Source organism: Chryseobacterium sp. KBW03 (assembly GCF_003852415.1).
Taxonomy (GTDB): Bacteria; Bacteroidota; Bacteroidia; order Flavobacteriales; family Weeksellaceae; genus Chryseobacterium; species Chryseobacterium viscerum.
This window is the reverse complement of the sequence record NZ_QAJO01000007.1, coordinates 280,313-303,684: the sequence shown is the minus strand read 5'-3', so window position 1 is coordinate 303,684 and position 23,372 is coordinate 280,313. Positions and strand designations below refer to the sequence as shown.

The 23,372-nt window shown below is 36.5% G+C and carries 20 protein-coding genes; 11 read left to right on the top strand and 9 right to left on the bottom strand.

From position 1 onward, the window contains the following. The 3 genes from DBR39_RS17250 to fmt form a co-directional block, all read left to right on the top strand. Window positions 1–819 (top strand): OmpA family protein (locus tag DBR39_RS17250; RefSeq protein ID WP_148089918.1); only part of this gene is annotated, 819 nt, incomplete at its 5' end. A 78-nt stretch (window positions 820–897) separates the two neighbouring features. Further along, complete coding sequence (locus DBR39_RS17245) at window positions 898–2,805, top strand: ATP-dependent DNA helicase RecQ (RefSeq protein ID WP_124535157.1); 1,908 nt, start codon at window positions 898–900, stop codon at window positions 2,803–2,805. 167 nt (window positions 2,806–2,972) lie between these two features. Beyond that, a complete protein-coding gene (gene fmt, locus DBR39_RS17240) occupies window positions 2,973–3,923 on the top strand; it encodes a methionyl-tRNA formyltransferase (RefSeq protein ID WP_124535155.1) in 951 nt (316 codons plus the stop codon). A gap of 92 nt (window positions 3,924–4,015) precedes the next feature. Here fmt and DBR39_RS17235 read toward each other — a convergent pair whose 3' ends face one another. The 3 genes from DBR39_RS17235 to DBR39_RS17225 all read right to left on the bottom strand — a co-directional run bounded on the left by DBR39_RS17235 (window position 4,016) and on the right by DBR39_RS17225 (window position 6,893). Then, on the bottom strand, window positions 4,016–4,597 hold the full coding sequence (locus DBR39_RS17235; protein WP_124535153.1) for a Crp/Fnr family transcriptional regulator: 582 nt from the start codon (window positions 4,595–4,597) through the stop codon (window positions 4,016–4,018). Between the two features lie 101 nt (window positions 4,598–4,698). After that, window positions 4,699–5,820, bottom strand: coding sequence for a 3,4-dihydroxy-2-butanone-4-phosphate synthase (ribB, locus tag DBR39_RS17230; RefSeq protein ID WP_124535151.1), 1,122 nt, complete (start codon window positions 5,818–5,820; stop codon window positions 4,699–4,701). A 68-nt stretch (window positions 5,821–5,888) separates the two neighbouring features. After that, a complete protein-coding gene (locus DBR39_RS17225; protein ID WP_124535149.1) occupies window positions 5,889–6,893 on the bottom strand; it encodes an LLM class flavin-dependent oxidoreductase in 1,005 nt (334 codons plus the stop codon). Between the two features lie 187 nt (window positions 6,894–7,080). Between DBR39_RS17225 and DBR39_RS17220 the strand changes: the two genes are divergently transcribed. The 3 genes from DBR39_RS17220 (at window position 7,081) to DBR39_RS17210 (ending at window position 8,985) form a co-directional block, all read left to right on the top strand. Further along, complete coding sequence (locus DBR39_RS17220; RefSeq protein WP_185147211.1) at window positions 7,081–7,536, top strand: hypothetical protein; 456 nt, start codon at window positions 7,081–7,083, stop codon at window positions 7,534–7,536. Next, a complete protein-coding gene (locus tag DBR39_RS17215; RefSeq protein ID WP_124535147.1) occupies window positions 7,537–7,974 on the top strand; it encodes a hypothetical protein in 438 nt (145 codons plus the stop codon). A gap of 162 nt (window positions 7,975–8,136) precedes the next feature. Then, window positions 8,137–8,985, top strand: coding sequence for a M12 family metallopeptidase (locus DBR39_RS17210; RefSeq protein WP_124535145.1), 849 nt, complete (start codon window positions 8,137–8,139; stop codon window positions 8,983–8,985). Between the two features lie 42 nt (window positions 8,986–9,027). On the opposite strand, the gene DBR39_RS17205 is transcribed toward DBR39_RS17210, so the two are convergent. Next, window positions 9,028–11,154 (bottom strand): helix-turn-helix domain-containing protein, encoded by a 2,127-nt coding sequence (locus DBR39_RS17205; protein ID WP_124535143.1) that lies wholly within the window; start codon window positions 11,152–11,154, stop codon window positions 9,028–9,030. Window positions 11,155–11,237: 83 nt separating this feature from the next. On the opposite strand from DBR39_RS17205, the gene DBR39_RS17200 reads away from it, so the two are divergent. After that, window positions 11,238–11,690, top strand: a complete 453-nt coding sequence (locus tag DBR39_RS17200) for a hypothetical protein (RefSeq protein ID WP_124535141.1) — start codon at window positions 11,238–11,240, stop codon at window positions 11,688–11,690. A 138-nt stretch (window positions 11,691–11,828) separates the two neighbouring features. On the opposite strand, the gene DBR39_RS17195 is transcribed toward DBR39_RS17200, so the two are convergent. Continuing rightward, window positions 11,829–12,365 (bottom strand): gamma carbonic anhydrase family protein, encoded by a 537-nt coding sequence (locus DBR39_RS17195; protein WP_124535139.1) that lies wholly within the window; start codon window positions 12,363–12,365, stop codon window positions 11,829–11,831. A 166-nt stretch (window positions 12,366–12,531) separates the two neighbouring features. Here DBR39_RS17195 and DBR39_RS17190 point away from each other — a divergent pair, with 166 nt between their 5' ends. Genes DBR39_RS17190 through hemH form a run of 3 tightly spaced genes read left to right on the top strand, consistent with a single transcriptional unit; the run spans window position 12,532 to window position 14,991 of the window. Then, window positions 12,532–13,410, top strand: a complete 879-nt coding sequence (locus DBR39_RS17190) for a NifU family protein (protein ID WP_103233476.1) — start codon at window positions 12,532–12,534, stop codon at window positions 13,408–13,410. Window positions 13,411–13,420: 10 nt separating this feature from the next. Further along, window positions 13,421–13,951 (top strand): NADPH-dependent FMN reductase, encoded by a 531-nt coding sequence (locus tag DBR39_RS17185; RefSeq protein WP_124535137.1) that lies wholly within the window; start codon window positions 13,421–13,423, stop codon window positions 13,949–13,951. An 11-nt stretch (window positions 13,952–13,962) separates the two neighbouring features. Continuing rightward, entirely contained in the window at window positions 13,963–14,991 is a 1,029-nt protein-coding gene (hemH, locus tag DBR39_RS17180) for a ferrochelatase (protein ID WP_124535135.1), read from the top strand. Between the two features lie 77 nt (window positions 14,992–15,068). Here hemH and DBR39_RS17175 read toward each other — a convergent pair whose 3' ends face one another. Next, window positions 15,069–17,024 carry a M4 family metallopeptidase gene (locus DBR39_RS17175; protein ID WP_124535133.1) on the bottom strand — a complete coding sequence of 652 codons (1,956 nt, stop codon included), beginning with the start codon at window positions 17,022–17,024 and terminating at the stop codon, window positions 15,069–15,071. A 362-nt stretch (window positions 17,025–17,386) separates the two neighbouring features. After that, window positions 17,387–18,607, bottom strand: a complete 1,221-nt coding sequence (locus DBR39_RS17170; RefSeq protein WP_185147210.1) for a type IX secretion system plug protein domain-containing protein — start codon at window positions 18,605–18,607, stop codon at window positions 17,387–17,389. A 60-nt stretch (window positions 18,608–18,667) separates the two neighbouring features. Between DBR39_RS17170 and DBR39_RS17165 the strand changes: the two genes are divergently transcribed. Continuing rightward, the gene (locus tag DBR39_RS17165; RefSeq protein ID WP_124535129.1) at window positions 18,668–19,306 is read left to right on the top strand and encodes an MBL fold metallo-hydrolase; all 639 of its coding nucleotides are present in this window, start codon (window positions 18,668–18,670) and stop codon (window positions 19,304–19,306) included. Window positions 19,307–19,435: 129 nt separating this feature from the next. Here the strand turns inward: DBR39_RS17165 and DBR39_RS17160 are convergent, their stop codons facing one another. Continuing rightward, window positions 19,436–21,865, bottom strand: coding sequence for a TonB-dependent receptor (locus DBR39_RS17160; protein WP_124535127.1), 2,430 nt, complete (start codon window positions 21,863–21,865; stop codon window positions 19,436–19,438). 23 nt (window positions 21,866–21,888) lie between these two features. Next, window positions 21,889–23,370 (bottom strand): trehalase family glycosidase, encoded by a 1,482-nt coding sequence (locus DBR39_RS17155; protein ID WP_124535126.1) that lies wholly within the window; start codon window positions 23,368–23,370, stop codon window positions 21,889–21,891. Window positions 23,371–23,372 lie beyond the last annotated feature (2 nt).

The window sequence follows — 23,372 nt, the reverse complement described above, 5'->3', positions numbered from 1 at the left end:
AAAGTAAACAGAAGAATCGATATCGAAGGTAGATTAATGTATGTCGTAACCGGTGATGATGAATTTGATGGTGGTGGTGATGCTTACAGCGCGATCAACAAACGTTCTGAGCAGGTTTCTGACAACTTCTTCAATGCTACTTTAGGGGTTTCCCTAAAACTAGGAAAACATGAATCACACGTAATGTGGCATGATCCGCTTCAGGAAATCTATTACAAACTGGATGTACTGGCTAATAAAAACCAGGATATCGAAGTATGTAAAAAAGGAGATGCTGATAACGACGGAGTATGCGACGATTGGGACAGACAGCTTGATACTCCTGCAGGAGCGAGAGTGGATGGTGCCGGAGTGGCGCTTGATACCGACTTAGATGGGGTAATCGATCTTTACGATAAGTGTGTCACTGTTCCCGGACCTGTTGAAAACAACGGATGTCCTATAGCTACAACAGGACCTGTAGTAGAAACAGAAACTAAATTGGAAGGAATCGAGTTTGACTTAAATTCTGACAGAATTTTACCTTCAAATACTCCAATTCTAAACAATGCTGTAAACTATATTAATTCTTCAAATGGTTCTTACAATGTAATTGGTGCTACTGATACAAGAGGTACTGATGCTTACAACCAGAAACTATCTGAAAGAAGAGCAAACAACGTTAAGAGCTACCTGATCAAAAATGGTGTTCAGAACGGTAAACTACAGGCAGTAGGAAAAGGTGAAAAAGACCTTAAATACCCTGAATGTGAACCAGCAACGAAGTGCCCTGAATGGAAAAACAGAGCCAACAGAAGAGTATACTTCGAAGCTAAATAATAAGCTTATTAATTTATTATATAAAAGTCACGCCCTGCGTGGCTTTTTTTGTCATCATACTTTTCTTATTTTTACAACATGATTTCTCCACAGGATTTTCAAAAGCTAAAATATGATACCCTTAAGTATTTCTGGGGGTATACCGAATTCCGGGACTCTCAGGAGGAAATCATCAATGCTGTTATCAATGAAAAAGATACACTGGTTCTTCTACCCACAGGAGCAGGAAAGTCCTTGTGTTATCAGCTGCCCGCTTTACTGAAAGAAGGAACCTGTCTTGTAATTTCTCCCTTGCTGGCATTGATGAAAGATCAGGTAAATCAGCTTAAATCCCGTGGAATAGAAGCAGAATACCTTTCATCTGAGCTTGATGAATATGATGCTGAAACCATCTATGCCCGCTGCAAGGAAGGGCTCACAAAACTACTGTATGTTTCTCCTGAAAGACTTACCAATAGTCAGTTTATCCAAAATATGGAGGAAATTCAGTTATCCTTTATTGCGGTAGATGAAGCTCACTGTATTTCAGAATGGGGTCAGGATTTCAGGCCAAGTTATCAGAATATTAAAAGATTCAGAAGTAATAATCCTGAAATACCATGTCTTGCTTTGACAGCGACTGCAACGCCAAAAGTTCTGGAAGAAATCAAAAATAAACTGGAACTGAAGAAACCTTTTGTCTTTCAGAAAAGTTTCAAAAGAGAGAATATCAAAATCTTTACTGATGAAGTATCTGATAAATTTCAACGCGTTTTTGATATTTTAAAATACAGCAATGATTCCGGTATCGTATATGCGAGAACCAGAAAAGAAACTGAATTGCTGGCAGAATTCCTGAAGAAAAATCAGGTGAAAAATGTGGATTATTTTCATGCAGGTTTAACAACGAAAGAAAAAAATGCTAAACAGAATCTTTGGAACAAGAGTGACAACCATGTTCTTATTTCTACCAATGCCTTTGGAATGGGTATTGACAAAGATAATGTACGGTTTGTCATCCACTATTCACCTGCGGCCTCTATAGAAAACTACTATCAGGAAATAGGAAGAGCCGGAAGAGATGGAAAAGACAGTTTTGCCTTTATGCTTTGGAACAAACAGGAACTTCTGAATTTTGATCAGGTTTTAAAAAACCAAACTCCGAATAAAGCAGAGTTTTTAAAGATCATCAGCTACCTCTACTCTATCTTTCAGGTTGCAGAATTTGAGCTTCCTGAAAAAACCTTTCAGCTGAATACCATTGGCATACAGAATTTTACCAAACTTTCGAAAGCAAAAATCAACAATATCCTCAATTTTCTGCACAATCAGGAAATCATCTATTACAATGAAAATAAAAGCTTGTCATCACTGGAGCTTTTTATCAAATCTGATGAGATAGATCAATTACCACAAAAGGATGCCTATTTCTTAGAGCTTCTTTTCCGTTCTATATCTGGAATCACTACCCATAAAGTAATGTTCAGCGAACAGCAGGTAAGCAATAAAATTAATGTCAGCGTGCCTTTGATTAAGGAACGCCTGAAAGAATTACAGCAAAAAAATTACCTCGAATATATTGATGGTGCACTTTCAAGCATAAAATTTCTGAAACCCCGTGATGAAAGGGCTGTAAGTAATATTTACTGGAAATTATTTGAACATATTCAGCGAAATAAAATCCTCAAATGGGAAGAGATGAAATTTTACGCAGAAAATAACGACTACTGTAAAATGAAACTTATTCTTGCCTATTTCGGCGAAAAAAATTCAAAAAACTGTGGTCAGTGTTCTGTTTGTGAAAAAAATAAACAGTCTATGTTTGGTAAGAATATTTCTCTGCAAATTATTAATTTATTGACGAAAAAGGCGGCAACAATTGAAGAGCTTTCTATACAGCTGAGCTATCATTCTAAAGAAAATATCTTAGAAAACCTTATCTTTCTTCTTGATTCCGGAAAGGTAAAAATGCTCAATTTCAGAACATATGCAATTAATCATGAATAATGAACACTCAATAATGAGTATAAGTTTGTTGATATAATGCGACATCTTATTACCGGTTATTTATCACATATATATTGAATCCAATACCTCGAACCACTCCACTATTCATAATTGAAAAGCTGCTTTCCGTTGTTTTCAGCTATTAACGAAAACCCTATCTTTGCAGTATGAAATCATTGAAAGTCGTTTTTTTAGGGACTCCAGAATTTGCAAAAACTTCTTTGGAGGCAATCCATCAATCTCACCATCAGGTGGTAGGAGTTGTGACTGTAGCTGATAAAGCAAGTGGTCGCGGACAAAAGATTCACCAATCACAGGTAAAAGTTTATGCAGACGAAAACAACATTCCCGTTTTCCAGCCGGAAAAGCTAAGAAATCCCGAATTTTTGGAAGACCTAAGAAAACTAGATGCTGATGTTTTTGTAGTAGTTGCATTCAGAATGATGCCTAAAATTCTTTTTGAAATGCCTAAAATGGGTACATTCAATCTTCACGCCTCTTTATTGCCGGATTACAGAGGCGCTGCACCTATCAACTATGCCGTAATCAATGGAGAGGAAAAAACGGGAGCAACAACCTTCTTTATTAATGAAAAAATTGACGAAGGAAATATTCTTCTTCAGCAGGAGCTGGAAATTTTACCTGATGAAAATGCAGGAAGCCTTCACGACAGACTGATGGAAATGGGTTCAGGATTGGTCGTTAGGACATTAAATGGTCTTGCTGAAAATACGATTGATGAGAAACATCAGCCAGAAGTAGAGCATCCTAAAAACGCTTATAAAATCTTTAAGGAAGATACTAAAATCAATTGGCTTGCCCCTTCAAAAACTATTCATCAGTTTATCCTGGGAATGTCACCTTATCCTGCCGCTTTCACTACTTTAAAAATAGAGAACGAAGAAAAAGGATTAAAAATATTCAATGGTAAGTTTGAACTTTCTGATCACGGAAAACCAGCTGGAACCTTGGATATTTCAAAGAATGAATTTAAAATCTACACTGAAGACGGAATTTATTATCCGCTGGAACTTCAGTTGGAAGGTAAAAAAAGAATGATGGTAAAAGATTTTCTGAATGGTTTCCGAAACTTTGATGAAATAACATTAAAAAATTAAGGAGAACTTATATACAGTCAACAAAAGTCACAAAAGGTTTATTATAAGCATTTTGTGACTTTTTTTTTTATTTATAAAACATATTGTTTTCTCTAGCTTTTACTTACCATTTTCTTCCTGATTCTACTGATAAATTCAGGAGTTACACCCAGATAGGCTGCAATCTGAATATTGGTCAGCCGATGTGCTGTTTTAGGATAAGCCTTCAAAAATTCAATATACCTTTCCTCTGACGATTTACTTAAATTATCAATGATTCTCCTTTGTAATGCTATGATTGACATCTGAAACTTAAGCCTCATCAATTTTTCGATCTCAGGCATTTCGGAATAAAGCTTTTCTTTATCTGCTTTCGAAATCAGAAGAATCTCACTATCCTCAAGAGCCTGAATATTAAGTTTTGAGGGAATACTGTTGATAAAACTGTCAATATCGGAGATCCACCAGTTTTCAGTTCCAAAATATAGTATCTGTTCGGATGCATTATGATTGGTATGAAAAACTTTAAAGCAGCCACTGACTACAAATCCTTCAAAGTCACCAATCTCTCCTTCTTTCAAAAGGAAATCTTTTTTCTTTAGCTTCTTAAGGGTAAAAGCATTGCAATAATAATCGAGCTTTTCATCTGAAATTTCAATGTATTCTCTAATATGCTTTTTTAAAGACTCTGTCATAGTTTAAAAATAAAAAAAGGTTTAGAAAAATCCTAAACCTTTTATTTTATATTGTAAACAGCCATTTTTATGAATTAAATTCACAGCTGACTATTCATTGATTACAATTGTACCAACTCTGTAACCTCTACATCATATCCTCCAACCTGAGGCTTGATATTTGGGTTTTGAGTGATTACTTTGAACTTATTGATTCCTAAATTCTTTAAGATCTGCGTTCCAATTCCATAATCTCTGTAATTGTATGCTAACGTAGGATGCTGCTCCTGCCCGTCCTGATAATTCAGGAACTGCTGAAGCTTTCTCAAAGTATTTTCAGAGTTAGAAACATTGTTGATAAAAATAATAGCTCCTTTCCCAGCTTCATTTACCATTCCTGTTACTTTTTCCAATAATGGTTTTTCTCCGTTATTCAATCTTGTCAATACATCGAAATAAGAATCTGAAGACTGTACTCTTACCAAAACAGCCTCATCCACTGTCCATGAACCTTTTGTAAGGGCAAAGTGGATCTGGTCATTGGAAGTTTCTCTGAAAGCATAAAAATCAAACTCACCGTAGTGCGTTTTTACTTTTTTCTCTTCAAGTCTCTCAACAAGATTTCCTTTTTTAAGCTGATAATGGATCAGATCTTCAATAGATACAATTTTCATATCATGCTTTTGAGCGAATGCATGCAATTCAGGCAGACGTGACATGGTACCATCTTCATTCATGATCTCACAGATCACCCCTCCTTCTTTCAGACCAGCTAAATTTGTAAGGTCAATTGCTGCTTCTGTGTGTCCAGCTCTTTTCAATACTCCTCCCTTTCTTGCACGAAGCGGGAAAATGTGGCCAGGTCTCATAAAATCTGTAGGCTTGGATTCTTCATCCATCAGCGCTAAAATTGTTTTTGCTCTGTCTCCAGCAGAAATTCCGGTAGATGTTCCGTTTCCTAAAAGGTCAACTGATACGGTGAAAGCTGTTTCTTTAGGATCGCTGCTTCTGCTTACCATCACTTCAAGTCCTAGCTCATCACATCTTTTTTCAGGAAGCGGCATACAGATCAACCCTCTTCCATAAAGTGCCATAAAATTGATAATTTCCGGCGTTGTCAGTTCTGCTGCGCAAAGAAAATCTCCTTCATTTTCTCTGTCTTCATCATCTACTACTATGATTATTTTACCATTTCTAAGGTCTTCTATAGCCTCTGGAATAGTATTTAATTTAATATCGGACATTTTTACTTTTTATTTTTGCAAAGATACTCATAAAAATAAGCATCTGCCAATTAATTCTGAATGGTTTATTACGCTTTGGATAATGAGTTTGCTGCCTCTCTGAATATCTCGTAAGACCTCAATCTTTTCTGATGATCGTAAATATGCGAATTGATCATCAGCTCATCCACCTGGAATCTTTCCTGGAAATTTTTAAGTTTTTCCTTTACTTCTTCCTGATTTCCGATAAAAGTATATCTCAACTTTTGTAAAACCATCGACTTTTCCATTGGTGACCAGATTTCATCCATATCATCAACCGGCGGAGCAAAAGGCTTTCTGTCATTTCTTACGATATTGATGAATGCCTGAAATAAAGTAGTGGAGATTCTATGAGCTTCTTCTGAAGTTTCTGCGGCAACACCATTTACACAGGCAATGATATAAGGTTTATCTAAATATTTTGACGGTTCAAAATGCTCTCTGTATATTTTAAAAGCCATTTCCATCTGCTCCGGAGCAAAATGCCCGGCAAAAGCATATGGCAAACCAAGTTCTGCAGCAAGCCATGCACTGTCTGTACTTGATCCCAGAATATAAATCGGAACATCCAGCCCTTCCCCGGGAATAGCACGAACCAAGGCATCTGAATTTTCTTTTGAGAAATATCTTTGTAATTCGAGGATTTGTCTTGGAAACTGTTCATTGATAATAGCAGGATTTCTCCCTAATGCCTGAGCGGTCAATCCGTCTGTTCCGGGAGCCCTTCCTACTCCAAGATCAATTCTTCCAGGGAAAAGAGATTCCAGGGTACCGAACTGTTCTGCAATAATTAGGGAACTGTGGTTGGGAAGCATAATTCCTCCTGAACCTACTCTGATTTTTTTTGTTCCGTTGGCGATGAAACCGATTAAAACTGAGGTCGCTGAACTGGCAATACTTTCCATATTATGGTGCTCTGCCAGCCAGAATCTTTTATAGTCTAAGTTTTCAGCGTGATTAGCTAGTGATAAGCTGTCCTGAAAGGTATCATGAATGCTTTTATCCTGCTTTACGGGTGCAAGATCTAAAACAGAAATTTCAAAATTTTTCATATTGAGATGTTAATTTTTCTTTGGTCTCAAAAAACCAAACAAATTTAAAACATAAATTCTGCATTAGTTACTTTTTGTAATTAATAAAACCGATCGATCAGTTCAGGGAAAAACTATGGGAATAAAATTTTTGTTTACTTGATTTTACTTATAAGATTTTGGGTAAATTGCAGTATTATTCAAGGACATGAAAACAAAAATAATGTATCTCGAAAACAAATCCTTCGGTCATCACGGTCCTGCATGGATTGGTTTTGTAGAATTTTCAAAATCCGGGCAAACAGTTTATTTTGATGGCAAGGCACTCAAAAAGCTAAAAAGGCCAGGAATCAATGCCAATCATTTTGATATAGAAACTGGAGAAGAATATTGGGTGTCCGGTATTAAGAAAAATGGTCAGAACAGGCATCAATTCGGTGGTGGAAAAATTATGATTGATAAAAACTCCATTGATGACTATCTGAAACTGGTAAGCTTTAGCAATATCGATGAAAAGTACTTTGAAATTGTTGAGTTTTCCAAAACAGATAAAAATAGATTTAATGAAATAGAAAATATAGAAACTGAATTCAGAGACGAAAGTTATCGGGCTACTTTTTACGATAACAATCGAAGAAAATTAATCTTAGATATTGAACTTTAAATGAAAAATGTTTATTTACTTCTTTTCTCATTTTTTTTAATAAGCTGTTCTTTCAACGAATTCTACAAAGACAGAGAATCTGACAAAACAGATGGTGAAAAGATCTCAAAAAAATTTTATTGGGAACTTCGGTATGGAAACAACCCGGATGATATTTATAAATTGTTTGGTGATAAGTTTTTTGAGGTGACTGACAAAGAAAAACTTGTGAAACTCATCAATATGGTCAATCAGATTGGTCCCGTTGAGGAATACAATCTTGCAAAATGGGAAACAATGGTGGTGAAAGGAAGCAATGCACGAAGTCAATACTTCTTCATGTATAATGTAAAAAGAGGAACTAAAAAGACAGAAGAATCTTTTACTTTAGAAAAAAATAAAGAAGGAGATATAAAAATTGTTGGTTACAGAGTCAATCAGGATTTGCTAAACGAATAAAAATAAAAAAGGGTTTGAAAATTTTCAAACCCTTTTTTATTTTACCCATGCGAAGCTTTAAATTAAACAATTATCATATAAAAAGTTTTTTTTAACATTAATAATTCATCATAAAGAGAAATATTTATTATATTCGTATACCAAATCTTAAAAAACTTTAATATGAACAAAAAACCAAACAGTCTGCTTTACCGGCAGATTCTGACAGGAAAAACTGTCTTTATGAGTTTTATTATTGCTGCAACATTCGTGTCGTGTAGTAAAAATAATGAGGAAATCACTTCTGAAGCTCAAGCCAATGCTTCCAATATTGAAAACTTTAAAAAAGGGCAATTGAACGGGCAGGAAATTACTTATGAACGAAAAAACGGACTGAATTTCTTTCAGGGAGATATGGTCATTTCTGACAAACAGCTTTCAGAAGGTAGCGAGCTCAATAAAGGAGGTGCCAGTTTTTCAAGGTGGCCCGGAGGAAAAATTTACTATACAGTTGCCAGTAATATGGGTTCTATAAATGTCAACAAAATTACAAGCGCCGTTAATGAATATAATTCCAAGACGAATGCTCAATGGATTCCCCGTACCAATCAGTCGAATTATGTAGAATTTATTTTCGGAAGTTCATCCGGATCAGACGGCTGGGCTCATATCGGGTATCAGGGAGGAAAGCAGAACGTTTCTCTGGATCAGTATATTTCTGTAGGATCAGTCATTCATGAAATGGGGCATAGCGTAGGACTTTATCATGAGCATACCCGAAAAGACAGGGATCAGTATGTAAAAATTTTGTGGAACAATATTCAAGATGGACAGGCTTACAATTTCAACATCTATAATTCCGGAACGGATATAGGTCCGTTTAATATCAATTCTGTGATGATGTATTGGCCGACTTCTTATTCCAAAAACGGACAGCCTACTATTACAAGAGCTAACAACACAAGCTTCACCTATAATAGAACCGGCTTTACAACCGGGGATATCAACACGATCAATGCAATGTATCCTTAGTTTTTTAGTCTAAGAACAACTATATAAAAAAGAAAAGAACTCTTATGAGTTCTTTTCTTTTTTATAATTATAATGATTGATTAAAATCCTTATTTCATTAAATTCAAAATGACTTGGCAAGGCATTCTTCCACTCAGTAAGGGTTTCGCGCGGGTTTTTGTAGAATTCATCTTCAAAAGCTTTGATCTTATCTGAAGTAATGACTCTTGAAATATCCAGCAATCCCTGCTCTGCAAATTTGGCAAGATGTCCAATGACCGTTTCTTTCACCAAACCTCTTTCCAAGGCTATTTCTCCAATGGTTTTTCCTTGTTCAAATAACTGAAAAGTTAAAACCTGAGACGGAACTTTAGCAATTTTCAGATTGATTTCTTTATCATTTTTCTCCTCTAAAAGTTTAGTTTCAAGAAGATAAATATCTCTTAAACTGTTCAGATATTCTTCAATATCTTCCAGCCAGTTTTTGAATTCTTCGTTATATTGTTTTAACCCTTTTGCTCCTTTTATTTCAGCATAAAATTCTTTCAAAGGATCAAAAATTTTATTCCTGGTTTCTGTAAAAAAGAAATTAACAGCTCCTTTTGATTTGCTCTCAATTTCGGACCATTCTTCTTTTTGTTCAATGAAATTATTGACTTTCTGAAAAATGATACGCTCCAGCTTTTCAAATATTTTCCCGAGGTTTACAGCCTCATGCTTCAATTGCTGGTAAAGCTGTTTGGTTTTAACATGATCAATATTCTTGGTCACAATCGAAAGGTTGTTCCACTCTTCCACTTCTTTTAAAAACCATACACAGTCCAGCGTACGAAGTACTTTTCTGATGCTGTAGTCATATTTTTCCTGATTCAGAATCGCTTCAACATGGTCGTTGGCAATGGTATCTGTATGAAAATGTAAAATTCTATTGTCTTTGAAAATAACTTCAGGAGTAATTTTTGATTTTAAAACAATTCCTTCTAAGGTTCTGCAACGGGATAGAGCTACATACACCTGACCGGCAGTGAAACTTTTTCCGGCATCAATAATGACTTTATCAAATGTCAATCCCTGGCTTTTGTGGATCGTAACTGCCCAAGCCAGTTTTATTGGAAACTGTTCAAAGCTTCCAAGAACTTCTTCCTGAATATTCTTCTCTGTGTCAAGAAAATATTTTTTCTGTTCCCAGGTTTCTCTCTTGACAACAATTTCGTTTTCGCTTTCATCCAGTACTACACGGATTTCATTTTCATCCAATCCAATGACCTCCCCTAGCTTTCCGTTAAAATATTTCTTTTCTCCGGAAATATCATTTCGGATAAACATAATCTGTGCTCCTATTTTCAATTCCAGAAACTGTTCGTTGGGAAACTGATTTTCTTTAAAGTCTCCTACAAGTTTAGCTTCATAGGTCTGAGCATCTACTTTTATCTCCGTCAATTTTTCCTGGTTGATTTCATCCGCCATTTTGTTATGAGAACAGAGATAGACATAAGATTCCTTCCCCATATTAAAGTCAGGATCATACCTTTCATTAAGATGGTCAAAGTCTATATTATTCACATCTCCGTCACGTATGGCATTCAGAATTTCCAGAAATTGTTCGTCAGACTGTCTGTAAACTTTTGTCAGTTCAATCGTAACAATCGGAATCTCCTTAATGGCATGGCTGTCAAAAAAGAAAGGTGAATTGTAGTACATTTTCAAAATATGCTCATCTCTCACCACTGGCGGAAGCTGATATAAATCTCCGATAAACAGCATCTGTACGCCACCAAATCTTTGATTATTCCTTCTGATAAATCTCAAAGAAAAATCCATCATATCAAGAACATCAGCCCTCAACATCGAAACCTCATCGATGATAATAATCTCAACCTCTCTAAGAAGTTTGAGTTTATCCTTACGGTATTTGAAATGGGGCATCAGATCGGCAATATTATTAGCCAAGCTGGTATCTATCCTTTCTGTAGTAGGAAGAAAGGTTCTCAACGGCAGTCCAAACATGGAATGAATCGTAACTCCTCCCGCATTGATCGCAGCAATTCCTGTGGGAGCTACTACAATATGTTTTTTCTTCGTGCGTCTTACAAAATCATTAAGAAATGTCGTTTTTCCTGTTCCGGCTTTCCCGGTCAAAAAAACGCTTCTGTTGGTATATTCTATTAAGTCAAAAAAATGATTGTTCATCGTCGTCAAAAATACGGAAATGAATTTGAATTTCTTACCTTGGCATAAGTTTTGAAAATTCTTAAAAAGAAATAAAGTTTATTGTGAAAAAATTATTACTACTTTTCCCTGCAATAGTATTATGTACTACACTATCTCTGATTTCCTGCAATACATCAAAGAATGCCAACACCAATCTTCCGATTGATATCGCCGATAGACCTGCCGATGAAGATAGCCAGAAATACGAACAGGCACAGCTCGATAAATTAAAAGCTTCTATCGAGTCTGAGGTCTCAGGAGAGAAATGTACGGATGCTGGTGAATGGACATTTGCCCCAATGGGAGCAAAATCCTGCGGCGGACCTCAGCAATATATTGCTTATCCAAAAAAAATAGAAGCTACGTTCTTACCGAGAGTCAACGACTATACGGATAAAATAAAGGCTTTCAATCAAAAATATAATATTATGTCTGACTGTGTGATGATTACCCCTCCAACCTCTTTAAAATGTATTAATGGAAAGATAAAACTTATCACACCAGACACTAACTAACAATACAGCAAAGGTTCTCTATCAAATCGAAAAAAGCTCTGTCTCAGGACGGAGCTTTTTATATGGATTAAAGTCAATTTTGAATTTTGCTTCGAAAGTGTAAAAAACTGACAAGCGGGTTGACTATTCAATAAAAGACTAGAATTGATGGTCTTTTACATTTTCTTTATACCATGATGAATATTTTACATAGTTATCCGCAATTCTGTTCACTTCTCCTTCTAATAACTGTGCATTGATATCTTTGATTTTTTTTGCCGGAACTCCCCCCCAGACTTCACCGGACTTGATATGAGTTCCCTGAGTGACTACCGAACCTGCTCCTACAATAGAATTTTCTTCTACTAAACAATCGTCCATTACAATAGCTCCCATCCCGATCAGTACATTATCTTTAATGGTACATCCATGAACAATCGCGTTATGTCCGATAGAAACATTATTTCCGATATTCAAAGGGTATTTCTGGTAGGTACAGTGCAGCATCGCATTATCCTGAACGTTTACCTTATCACCCATTTTGATATAATTAACATCGCCTCTGATCACTGCATTATACCAAACGCTGCAATCTTTTCCCATTACAACATCACCAATAATGGTTGCCGTTTCTGCTAAAAAGGTGTTTTCTCCAATCTGTGGTGCTTTTCCTAAAAGTTCTTTTATAAGTGCCATAATATTAATTTGAAAATTTGAAAATATGCCAATTTGAAAATGATGATTGCTGCCTTATAATTTCTAGTATCTACCTTCTAAATTATAGCGATAGCAAAAATCTAACTCTCAATTTTCAGCTTCTAACTTCTAATGCGTATTTTTGTATCTCAAATTTAACGAAAAAATGCGTACCGTACTTATAGAACCAACCGAAAACCCGAAAGTGATGAAATTTGTTACTGATTACAATCTCATCCCTGGCTCTTTGGAGTTGGACAGAAATTCAGATGTTTCAGAAATTCCTTTGGCACAGGAGCTTTTCAATTATCCGTTTGTGGAAAGAATTTTCATTACGGCTAATTTTATAGCTGTTGCAAAACAAGATACCATAGAATGGGAACATGTTGCTCAAAGTCTGAAAAATGTGATCGAAGACGAATTATTGGCTAACCCAAGAATTTATCTTCAAAAGAAAAAAGAAATGTATCAGATCTATGCTGAGATGACACCTAATCCAAATGTAATGAAGTTTGTTTCAAGCAAGTTGCTAATGGAAGGTTTCGTGGAGGTAAAATCGAGAGATGCAGCTGAAGAAGTTCCTTTAGCACAAGCTATTTTTAAAGAGTTTGATTTTGCAACGGAAGTTTTCATTTCTGATAATTTTGTGGCAGTTTCAAGAAATAATTCTGTAGAATGGCATCAGGTCATGATGGCTGTTCGTGGTCTGATTGCGGAATATCTTCAAAACGGAGGTGAAATTTCAAAAGCAGAACCTCAGAAACATGAAAATCCTGTTGAAAAAATCATCAACAGAGATTATACAGATGATGAGCAGAAGATTTCTGACATTTTAAATGAATATGTAGCTCCTGCCGTGGAAAATGATGGAGGAAAAATTTCTCTGATGGAATATGATCAGGAAAGCAAAACTGCAAGAATGCTTCTACAGGGTGCATGCTCAGGCTGCCCAAGTTCTACAGCTACTTTGAAAAACGGAATTGAAAATATTTTAAAGCAATTCGTTCCGGATTTAGTAGAAAGAGTGGAAGCTGTAAACGGATAAAACAGTTAAAATGCCTCCCGAAAAAAAAGTTGTTGTCATTATTGGAAGTGCTTCAGAGAATTCCAGCAATCAAAAACTGATAGAACAGATACTGGAAAAGATCAATACCATAGATTTTCTATTGTATGAAGATCTTTCTGTTCTTCCGCATTTTGATACTGCTTTCACGGATTCTGATACTCCGGATGAGGTTCTGAAAATCAGAGAAGACATTCAAAATTCATCGGGAGTTATATTCTCCACTCCGGAATATATTTTTAGTATTCCGAGCAGATTGAAAAATCTTTTGGAATGGTGTGTTTCCACAACAGTTTTTTCTGAAAAGCCTGTGGCTGTGATTACCGCCTCGGCCAATGGGGAAAAAGGACACGAAGAGTTGTTATTAATTTTAAAAACTCTGGGAGCTGTAACGGATGATAAACATCAGGCATTAATAAAAGGGATAAAAGGCAAATTTGATAGCAATGGCTTACTGGAAAGTAATACCTTTGCTAAAGTTTCAAAATTAGTAACAGATTTTACAACTTCTGTTCATAATTAAAAATTAGAATATTGAATAAGAAAGGAATTTTACTGGTAAACCTCGGATCACCGAGATCTACTGCTGTAAACGACGTAAAGGAATATCTTGATGAATTTTTGATGGACGAAAAAGTGATTGATTACCGCTGGATCTTTCGCGCTCTTCTTGTACAGGGAATTATCCTGAAGACAAGACCTGCAAAATCTGCAGAAGCCTATAAAACGGTTTGGACAGATGAAGGTTCTCCACTGATTGTCATCACTGAAAAAATTCAGAAAAAACTTCAGAAACTGGTAGACGTTCCCGTAGAAATCGGAATGAGATATGCACAGCCCAGTATTGAAGCTGGTATTCAGAAACTGGTAGATCAGGGGGTTACTGAAATCGTTCTTTTTCCTTTATATCCTCAATATGCCATGAGTACAACGGAAACGGTGATTGAAAAGGCAGAAGAAGTAAGAAAAAAGAAGTTTCCAAAGGTAAAGATCAATTATATCCAGCCTTTCTACAACAGAGATATTTATATTAATTGTCTGGCAGAAAGTATTAAGGAAAAACTTCCTGAAAATTTTGATGCCCTTCAGTTTTCTTATCATGGAGTTCCGGAAAGACATATTTATAAGACAGATCCTACAAAGACCTGTAATCTTAATGACTGCTGTTCCAGAGATGACAATCCAAGCCATCAGTTCTGCTATCGTCATCAATGTTATAAGACCACACAGCGTGTGATTGAAAAGTTGAACTTACCTAAAGAAAAAACAATTGTTTCTTTCCAGTCAAGATTAGGAAAAGATAAATGGATTGAACCTTATACTGACGAAACATTGGAAACAATTGGTAAAAATGGGGTAAAAAACCTGGCGATTGTATGCCCGGCATTCGTTTCTGACTGTCTTGAGACTTTAGAAGAAATTTCTGTAGAAGGTAAAGAGCAGTTTATGCATGGCGGTGGTGAAAGTTTCCACTACATTCCATGTCTGAATGATGAAGATAGATGGATTGATGTTGTAAAAATACTCTGTGAAGAAAAACTGAATGATTTCTATTTGGTTTAATTCACATGAGTCAAAAATATACAAAAGGCCACAAGTAATTCTTGTGGCCTTTTTACTGAAATATATTAAGATTTGGTTTACTTTTTAATCAGGTTTCCTGCTTTTTCTCCATTTACCATTACAATATATACTCCCGGAAGGATATTGGAAGGAAGTTGGATATTCAGTCTATTGATCCCGTCTGTAATTTCTACTTTTTCAGAAATTTCTTTCTTCCCTGTCAGGCTTATCAATTCTACAATTCCTCTTCCAGCTTTTCCTTCAAAATTCACGGTAAATCTATCTGTCGCAGGATTTGGACTTATTGTATACAATGGAGTAGCTTCTACCGCAGCCATTTTTCCTGCCGGAGAAGTTCCGCCTCCTACCCCTACTGCATTCCATGCATTGGTAGTCTGAATGACTTCATTACCTCCTGCACCATAAAGATCTGCAGCTGCCTGAAGAGAATAAGTTCTTGCATTGGCATAGGTAGAAGAAGAAGTAAGATAAGTAGTCAATGTTCTGTAAGCTATAGCGGCTGCTTTATCTAATCCGATTCCGGAAACATTATACGCAAAGCCTTTATCATTGGTTCCTGATCCTCCGGTTACCAATAGATAGTACCAGAAGTTAAGCACTCCCGAATTGGTATGAACTCCGCAATAATCATTCGATTGGCTTGGGCTGGCACATCCTGAAGTTGTGGTAGCTTTCCAATACGTTCCCAAATAAGTATCAGGCTGACTGTACGCATTAGGGTTTGCCATATTTCTGATCACATAGTTGAAGTCTTCTCCCAATGTCCAGCTTGCCTGCGTTGGTCTTGCCCAGCGTTCAATTGTATTTCCAAAAATGTCTGAGAATCCTTCATTTAAAGCTCCGGATTCTCTCTGATAAGCAAGATTGGCTGTTTTGGAAGTCATTCCATGGGTAATTTCATGACCACAAACATCAATGGCAGTTAATGGTTTCCCTCCGTTTGTAGAAGAGCTGCCGTCTCCATAAGTCATTCTGGAACCATCCCAAAATGCATTAAAATAATTGGTTGAATAGTGAACATAAGATTTAATAGCAAAATTATTGTTATCAATACTCTTACGTCCGAATTTTGTATAAAAATAATCTACCGTCATTTCTGCTCCCCAATGTGCATCGGTAGCATATTGATCTTTATTGGTATTGACATTATTCCAGTTATTATCTGTGTCTGTAAAGTCTACTGCAGAAGCGTAGCTGGTTCCTTTTTTCAAATTATAGGTTTCCACAGCAGTTCCTGCGTTTCTTCCCGTTTCTCTTAATCTATAGCTTCCATTATAAGAATCTGCAGTTATATTTCGGGTTCCGCTATATCCTGTAACAGCGGTTCCTGGGGTATTTACCTCATGAATAATGGCATCTACACCCAGTACTTTTCCATTTTTAGCATCTACAAAAACATATTGTCTGCTTAATGGCTTCTCAGCATAGATATCAAATTTATAAGCTAGTCTTACATGATTCAATCTTTCATCGTCCGGATCTGAATAATACACTAATTCACCTTTGGGAGCAAAGCTTGCGTTTGGATCTCCCGTTTCTTTTTTAAGAAAGTCTTCTTCCTCTTTGTTTTTCCATTTATAAGATTCTGCACCTACAAATGATAAAGCACTCTGTAATGCTCCGCTTTCGGAAAGGCTGGCTTTTTTGTCAATTGCTTTTGAAACATCCAGAATCCACTTTCCTGTTTCTCCTACAATTTTACCATCTTTGGTCTGTACGGCCATCATTCCATATTCTACGGGAATATCGTTGATGGTCTGCTGAAATCTATGCGTTTCAAATCCCAACGCATCCTTTTCAAATCCCAGCTTACGCGCCTCTCCCTGTAAAAGTCTCTGAGAAGATTCATCAAATAAAACAGGACTTCCCTGAAAAGCAGGTGCGCTTTTTTCGAATCGCATAAATTCTGCATGTAATCCGCTTTTACCCGGAACTAATTTTGAGGGTGTGTTTTGTCCAAAAACAAAAGAGCATGCTGCAATGCTTGCAACTAAGATAAATTTCGTTTTCATAATAATATTGATTGGTTGTAAAAACGAATGTATAAATTTTTCACAACAAAATGATATATATAGTGTGATAAATTCAATTGATATTATAAATCAATAAACAAAACACAATGATGATTTTAAAACAAAGAAAACTATTTAATGATATTTTTAAAATAAAAAAGATTTTACATTAATATATTTAACAAAAATCAAAGTTTTGTGAATTATTTTTTTTAACTATGCTACGCATTACAATCGACTCAATAATAAAGATTTTAAAATCGGACAAGATATACGCCGCCAGGATCAATAAAAAAGGACCACCTCAAGAGATAGTCCCGTTTTATAAATGTATTTTTAAAATAATAATTGATATCAGATCATTATCGCTTATTCGCAATCGGAGTTCTGAATTCTCCATAGCCCATGAGCCCATCATAGTTTCTTCCGAATGGTGCATAATAAAGAAATGCCTGATACAGGTTTTCTGTCTGCCAGAAATTACCATTTACCTCTCCGAAATTCAATGGTCCGTTCCCTTCTTTTGTTACTAAAACATAGTTGTAAAAACCTTGTTTCAGGAATATTTTAGCTACATATTGTTTAGTGGCTGCATCGTACTGCATCTGATTTTCTTTGCCTGGCTTAAAATTATTAAACCCACCCAAAACATAAATCTCTTTATCTACAGGATCCGACTCCAGATAGAAGTGTACCCATGAATAATCCCCTTCTCTATCGGCATCTCTTTCTCTTCCCAAATCATTTCTTCGGTAATACCATGCTCCGTTGACATCCGGCTGATATTGATAATTTAAAGGAAACGCCCATACAGGATGAAGATAAGTCTGGTTGACATCATCTTTTATTTCAGTTGAACGTACCATATCCGCTGCCATGTTCATATTTTTATTATCAAAATAATAAAACTCATTGTCTCCGGGAAAAGTAAGGTTCATCTGCTGAAAAAGCACCTGATTTCCTAAAACAGCGCTCGGCTTCTGATTGGAAATCACCATATTCGGGTTGTTATTCTGCATCACATTCATAGTGATTGAATTCACATTGGAAGAAATATCTCCTCCTTTCGGAGAAACATTTACCTCTACCCTTTGGTTGATATTGGGATTCTTTGCATCTGCAATTCTGGAAATATTTAAAGCCAGAGCCGTCATATCTTCTACCAGATAAAATCTTTTTTTGAAAAGAGGCTGATCTGCGGAATCTTTGTAAACAATCAGCTCATAATTCCCTGAGACCTTCAGCTGGATTTTATCATTCGGAAAAACCAGTTTATAATGGGTATAAGCCTGCAATGTGTTGAAAGAATACTGAAACTGATCCAGAAGCGCATTCATACTTCCGGTAGCAAATTCTGTAAAAAACAGATTATCTTCATTCCAGTTTCTGTCGTAATGTTTGAATGTATATCTGTAAATCTGACTGCCGTTTGTAAGATCATCAAAGCCTAGAACCAATTGTTCTCCAATTTTAATTACCGGGGTTTCATCATTGGTCTGAGGATTAAACAACTGAACACTTTGGATATTTTGTCCAAAGACCAGTCCGCCTAAAGAAAGTAAGAGTATTCGCAAAGTTTTCATTAAGACGAAGATAGCCATTTCCTTAATAATATTGTATTTTTGAATAAAAAATATTCAGATATGCTTCAGATTCAAGGTTTCGTATTCAACTTTGCGAGCGAAAATACTTACATCATTTATAACGACAATAAAAATGCGTGGTTAATTGATCCGGGAAATATGAGCGGACAGGAAACTCAGGCTATTGATAACTTCATCAAAGAAAACGGGCTGAACATTCAGAAAATCCTTCTTACCCATGCACACATTGATCATGTATTTGGGCTTCAATGGGCTTTTGATACATTCAAAGTTCCTGTAAATATGCATCAGGAAGATCAGGAAGTACTGGATATGCTTCAGGCGAGCGGCGTAAGATTCGGAATGCAGATAGATCCTGTAAAAGTGGAGGTAGAATATATCAATGAGGGTGATGAATTGGATTTAGATGGTGAAAAGTTTAAAATCTATCACGTTCCGGGACATTCTCCGGGAAGTGTGGTTTATCATAATGAAAACCAAAAGTTCATGATTTCCGGTGATGTTCTTTTTGAAGGAAGTATCGGAAGAACAGATCTCTATAAAGGAAATTATGATCAGCTGATTGATGGTATTAAATCTAAACTTTTCATTCTGGATAATGACACTCAGGTTTTCTCAGGACATGGAAATCCTACCTCTATAGGATTTGAGAAACAGTATAATCCGTTTTTGAAATAAACACATCTTTAAATCTCCCACAAATCATTCAGATTCTTTATGATGAAATGGAGATTAATTTTACAATAAAAATATGAAACCACCAGAAATTTCCGGTGGTTTCATTAATAAGAAGAAATAGAGTCTGATTTAGAAATCTAAAGTAATTGATGCTCTGGCAGCAGCTCCCATAATAGGTCTTGCCATGATCGTTCCATCTCCGTTTGGTGATCCTGCTCTTGGATCTCCTTCTGTGATACCAATGGTATTAAAGATATTGGTTCCATCTACTGCAAAGCGTATTTTTCCTAATTGATAAGACATTCCTGCACCAAATTCTGTGAAAGCAGGTAGTGTCTGTACATTTTTCTCATCCTGGAAACGTTTTCCATAGTAATTCATACTTGCATAGGCTCTCCATGCTTTGGTAATATTGACTGCCGGTGAGATATTGAAGAAAAACTTCGGCATTCTTCGTACTACATTTCCTTCAAGAACACTTCCTGCTTCCAGGTTTTTATATTTAGGGCTTTGAACTGTTCCGTTGAATGAAACTTCTAAAATATTGTTGAACAGACGGGCATACCCTTCAAATTCAACCCCGTAGTTTTGTGTATTGGCAAATGTATTTTCAGATTTTCCATTAGAGAAAATATCCGTGAAAGAAAGATTCTTCAATGTAGAATAGAACGGAATCACTGCGATATCAAAGGTACGCGAGTAATATTTATATCCAACCTCCAACTGATTGGTCGTTACAGATTTTAACGGTTTATCAGGAGTTGGGTTGGAGAAATAGTTGTAGTATGCTTCTTCATTCGGAGATCTGAAACCGTTAGAAAAACGTGCATATACGGCATTTTCTCTGTTGATTTTATAATTAGCCGCTACGGTGAAAGACACTTTATCGATGTTATAATTCCAGTACGTGTATTTATTTCCCAATACGCTCATGTTATCATCAGCAGTTGTTGTGTTGAAGCCGTGAGTTCCATCCGTTGTCAACCCAGAATTATTTAAATTGCCAGTCGTTGTATTGGCAAAATTTCCTTTATAGTAATCGTGGCTGTAACGAAGACCTCCATTTACACTTAAAGCATCTGTAATATTATAATCAAGGTTTACATAAAGATCATTCAAGCTTCCCTGAGTCTGTGTATCTCTCTGTAGAAAAGTCATGCTGGTAACTCCGTTATACGTTTTTGAATATCCAGTATCCAAAGGCGTAAGAGAAGTATCTACAAGGTTCAGTAATTCAGGTTTGTCCGTAGCTGTTGCCAGAATATTACTCCAGTTCCAGTACTGGTGAGACTTCCAGTTAGATTTGTAGAAACCTGCTGTAACATTTCCTTTATCAAATTTATAATTGAACTGTAAATCATTTACGAAATTATTCATCTGCTTGTCAATAGCCCAGAATCCAAGTTCCTGTACGAATTGTGGATTAACAATTCCGCCATTGCTTACCATTGAATATTGATAATTACTTCCGGTAATTCCACTGCGCTTCGCAAATTCTGCTGCTGTATATGGAGCTCCGGCAGGGAAAATCCCTGTATAATTCATATTGATATTGGTATATCTTGTTTTGTTTAAAACACTGAAATTGTTTCCAAGATCATATTTAAACTCAGCACCCAATACATCTACTTTCGGATGAATTCCATCTTCAAGATTTCTTTTGAAAAACCCGCCTCCGGCTTGTGGAATATTCAGCTGGCTGATTGATCTGTAGCTGTATGTTCCATAGTTAGGATCAAAACCAGGGAATTCTTTCAGATCATTCCCATTTTGAGTCAAAGGAATCGGAAGGAAGAATGTATTTCTGTCGTCCAGTTTTTTATAATACACTTTTACATAGCCTTTATCAAAGACATATTTCAGATTCATTCTGATCTGACCTCCGTCATTGGCTTTGAAACCAGTTTTTCTGATTCCGCTGTCTGTTCTGTAGAAACCACCGATGTTAAAGAATAATTTATCCTGAACCAAAGCGCCCCCTACATTCAGGTCTGTACGCATCAATCCATAGGTACTTGTTTCCACTTTTGCAGTTCCTCTGAAATCATTGGTTCCTTCTCTGGTAATAAAGTTGATAAGCCCTCCCGGAGAATTTGTAGCAAAAATAGATCCCGAACCTCCTCTCAGAGCTTCCAGACGATTGACCGAATTATCTACACGGAAAAAGTTATCAGCATTGGCAAACTGCAGTGCTCCATCTTCAAAAACCGGGAGACCATCTTCCTGTACCTGTACAAATTCATAGGCACCTGCGGAAGGAATTCCTCTTGCAAAAAGGTTATTCCCTACTTCACCTCCTGAAGTTTCCACAGCAAATCCAGGAACCCTCTGTAGTAATGCAGCGGCGCTGATCGGGTTCTGTTTCTGAATTTCTTTGGCACTAAATGTAGAAATCGCTGTACTGGATTCTATTTTTTTCTTAGGACCGGAATTTCCGGTAATGACAATCTGATCTATAGAAGAAACTTTTGCCGAATCTTTCGGAGTTTCCTGGGCATAAGCATTATTAAAGTATAATGTAGCTGTTGCGGCGATTAAAAAGATCGATTTTTTTTTCATAGCCATATCTTTTATTGTTAGTTTCAGTTTTGTTGTAATTGTAAATACACTCCATTGGTCCAACCGAATCCGTCCTGATTGGGGTATTCCCCGCCGCCTGCTATTGTTTCTGTGTCTAATGCATTGTATTTTTCCATCAGTTTCCCAGTGTTTTTGTAGACCCTTTCTACATTGGAACACCAGTTGTTTTTAATTTTTTCTGCCAGTTCATCAAAGCCGTAATTTTTCATTGCCTTAAAGCCCAGCCATTGATAAGGAGCCCATGCATTGGGAAGATCCCACTGCTGACCCGAGTTTTTAGTGGTTGTCACCAAGCCTCCCTGATAAAGAAACTTCTCAGCAACTGCTTTGGCAACTGCCTCCGCCTGCTTCTGATCGGCGATTCCAAGGAATAAAGGGTAAAGAGCAGCAATATGTTCAGACGGTGTTTTTGTGTTTTTTTTAGTGTGATAATCTTTATAATTGTTAGTATTTCCATCCCAGAAATATTTATTGATCATCTGTCTTCGGCTTGCTGCTCTTTCTGAAAAATAATTGTTTTTTTCACTCAGATTTTGAAGTGCTGAAGATTTTGCCAAAGTCTTTTCCAAATGCCACAAAAGGCAGTTCAGATCAACCTGTGCAAGGTTCAGCGTTTCTATCGTCTGTATATGTTCTCCGTCTGCAAACCATCTGCTGGAAAAATCCCAGCCTGACTCACAGCCGCTTCTTATGTTTCTGTAAAATTCATCTCCTGCCCCTTTTTCGTGATCTTCAATATCGATCAGGTAACTTTCAGGACGTGGTGCATTCTCTGCATCATAGTAACGGTTCAGGATATCTCCATCCTGTGTTCTGACCACTCTTTTTACACTTGAATTGTTCTCAAGCGACTCTTCGCCATTCATCCAGAAAGCATATTCTTTCTCCAGTGTTTCGTGGTATTGGGTATAAATTCCTTCATCGCCTTTGGTTTCAAAAAGAAGATCCAGCATCAGCGAAAAATAAGGAGGCTGCGATCTGCTCAGGAAATGAGTTCTGCTCGCATTCGGGACGAAGCCTACATTTTGGATCAGGTAAGAGCAGTTTTCAACAATGTTTTCCATCATTTCTACTCTTCCGGAAGCTTTTAATCCCAACATAATAAAATAGCTGTCCCAATAGAAAAACTCATTAAAACGACCTCCCGGAACGATATAAGGTTTCGGCAGTTTTAAAAGTGTTCCTTTTTCTTCATAGGCGGTACGCGTCAGTTCATCCCACAACTTTTCAATATGTTCCCCAATGGGAAGCTGCTTGTCTCTGTGAACAGAAACTCTTGCTCCCAAAAAGTCAAAATGGGCCATCACAAATTCTTTCAGATCAAAATCTTCAGTATTTTTTAATTTTTCATAATCCTCATTGATCTTCGCAATTGGAAATAGCGGAACTGCATCTGTCATCATTTTCTGATCTTCAAAAATTTCAGACCTCTGTACCTCATCAAACAGACTTTGAATTTCGTTTATGTAAAGCTGATTACTCATTG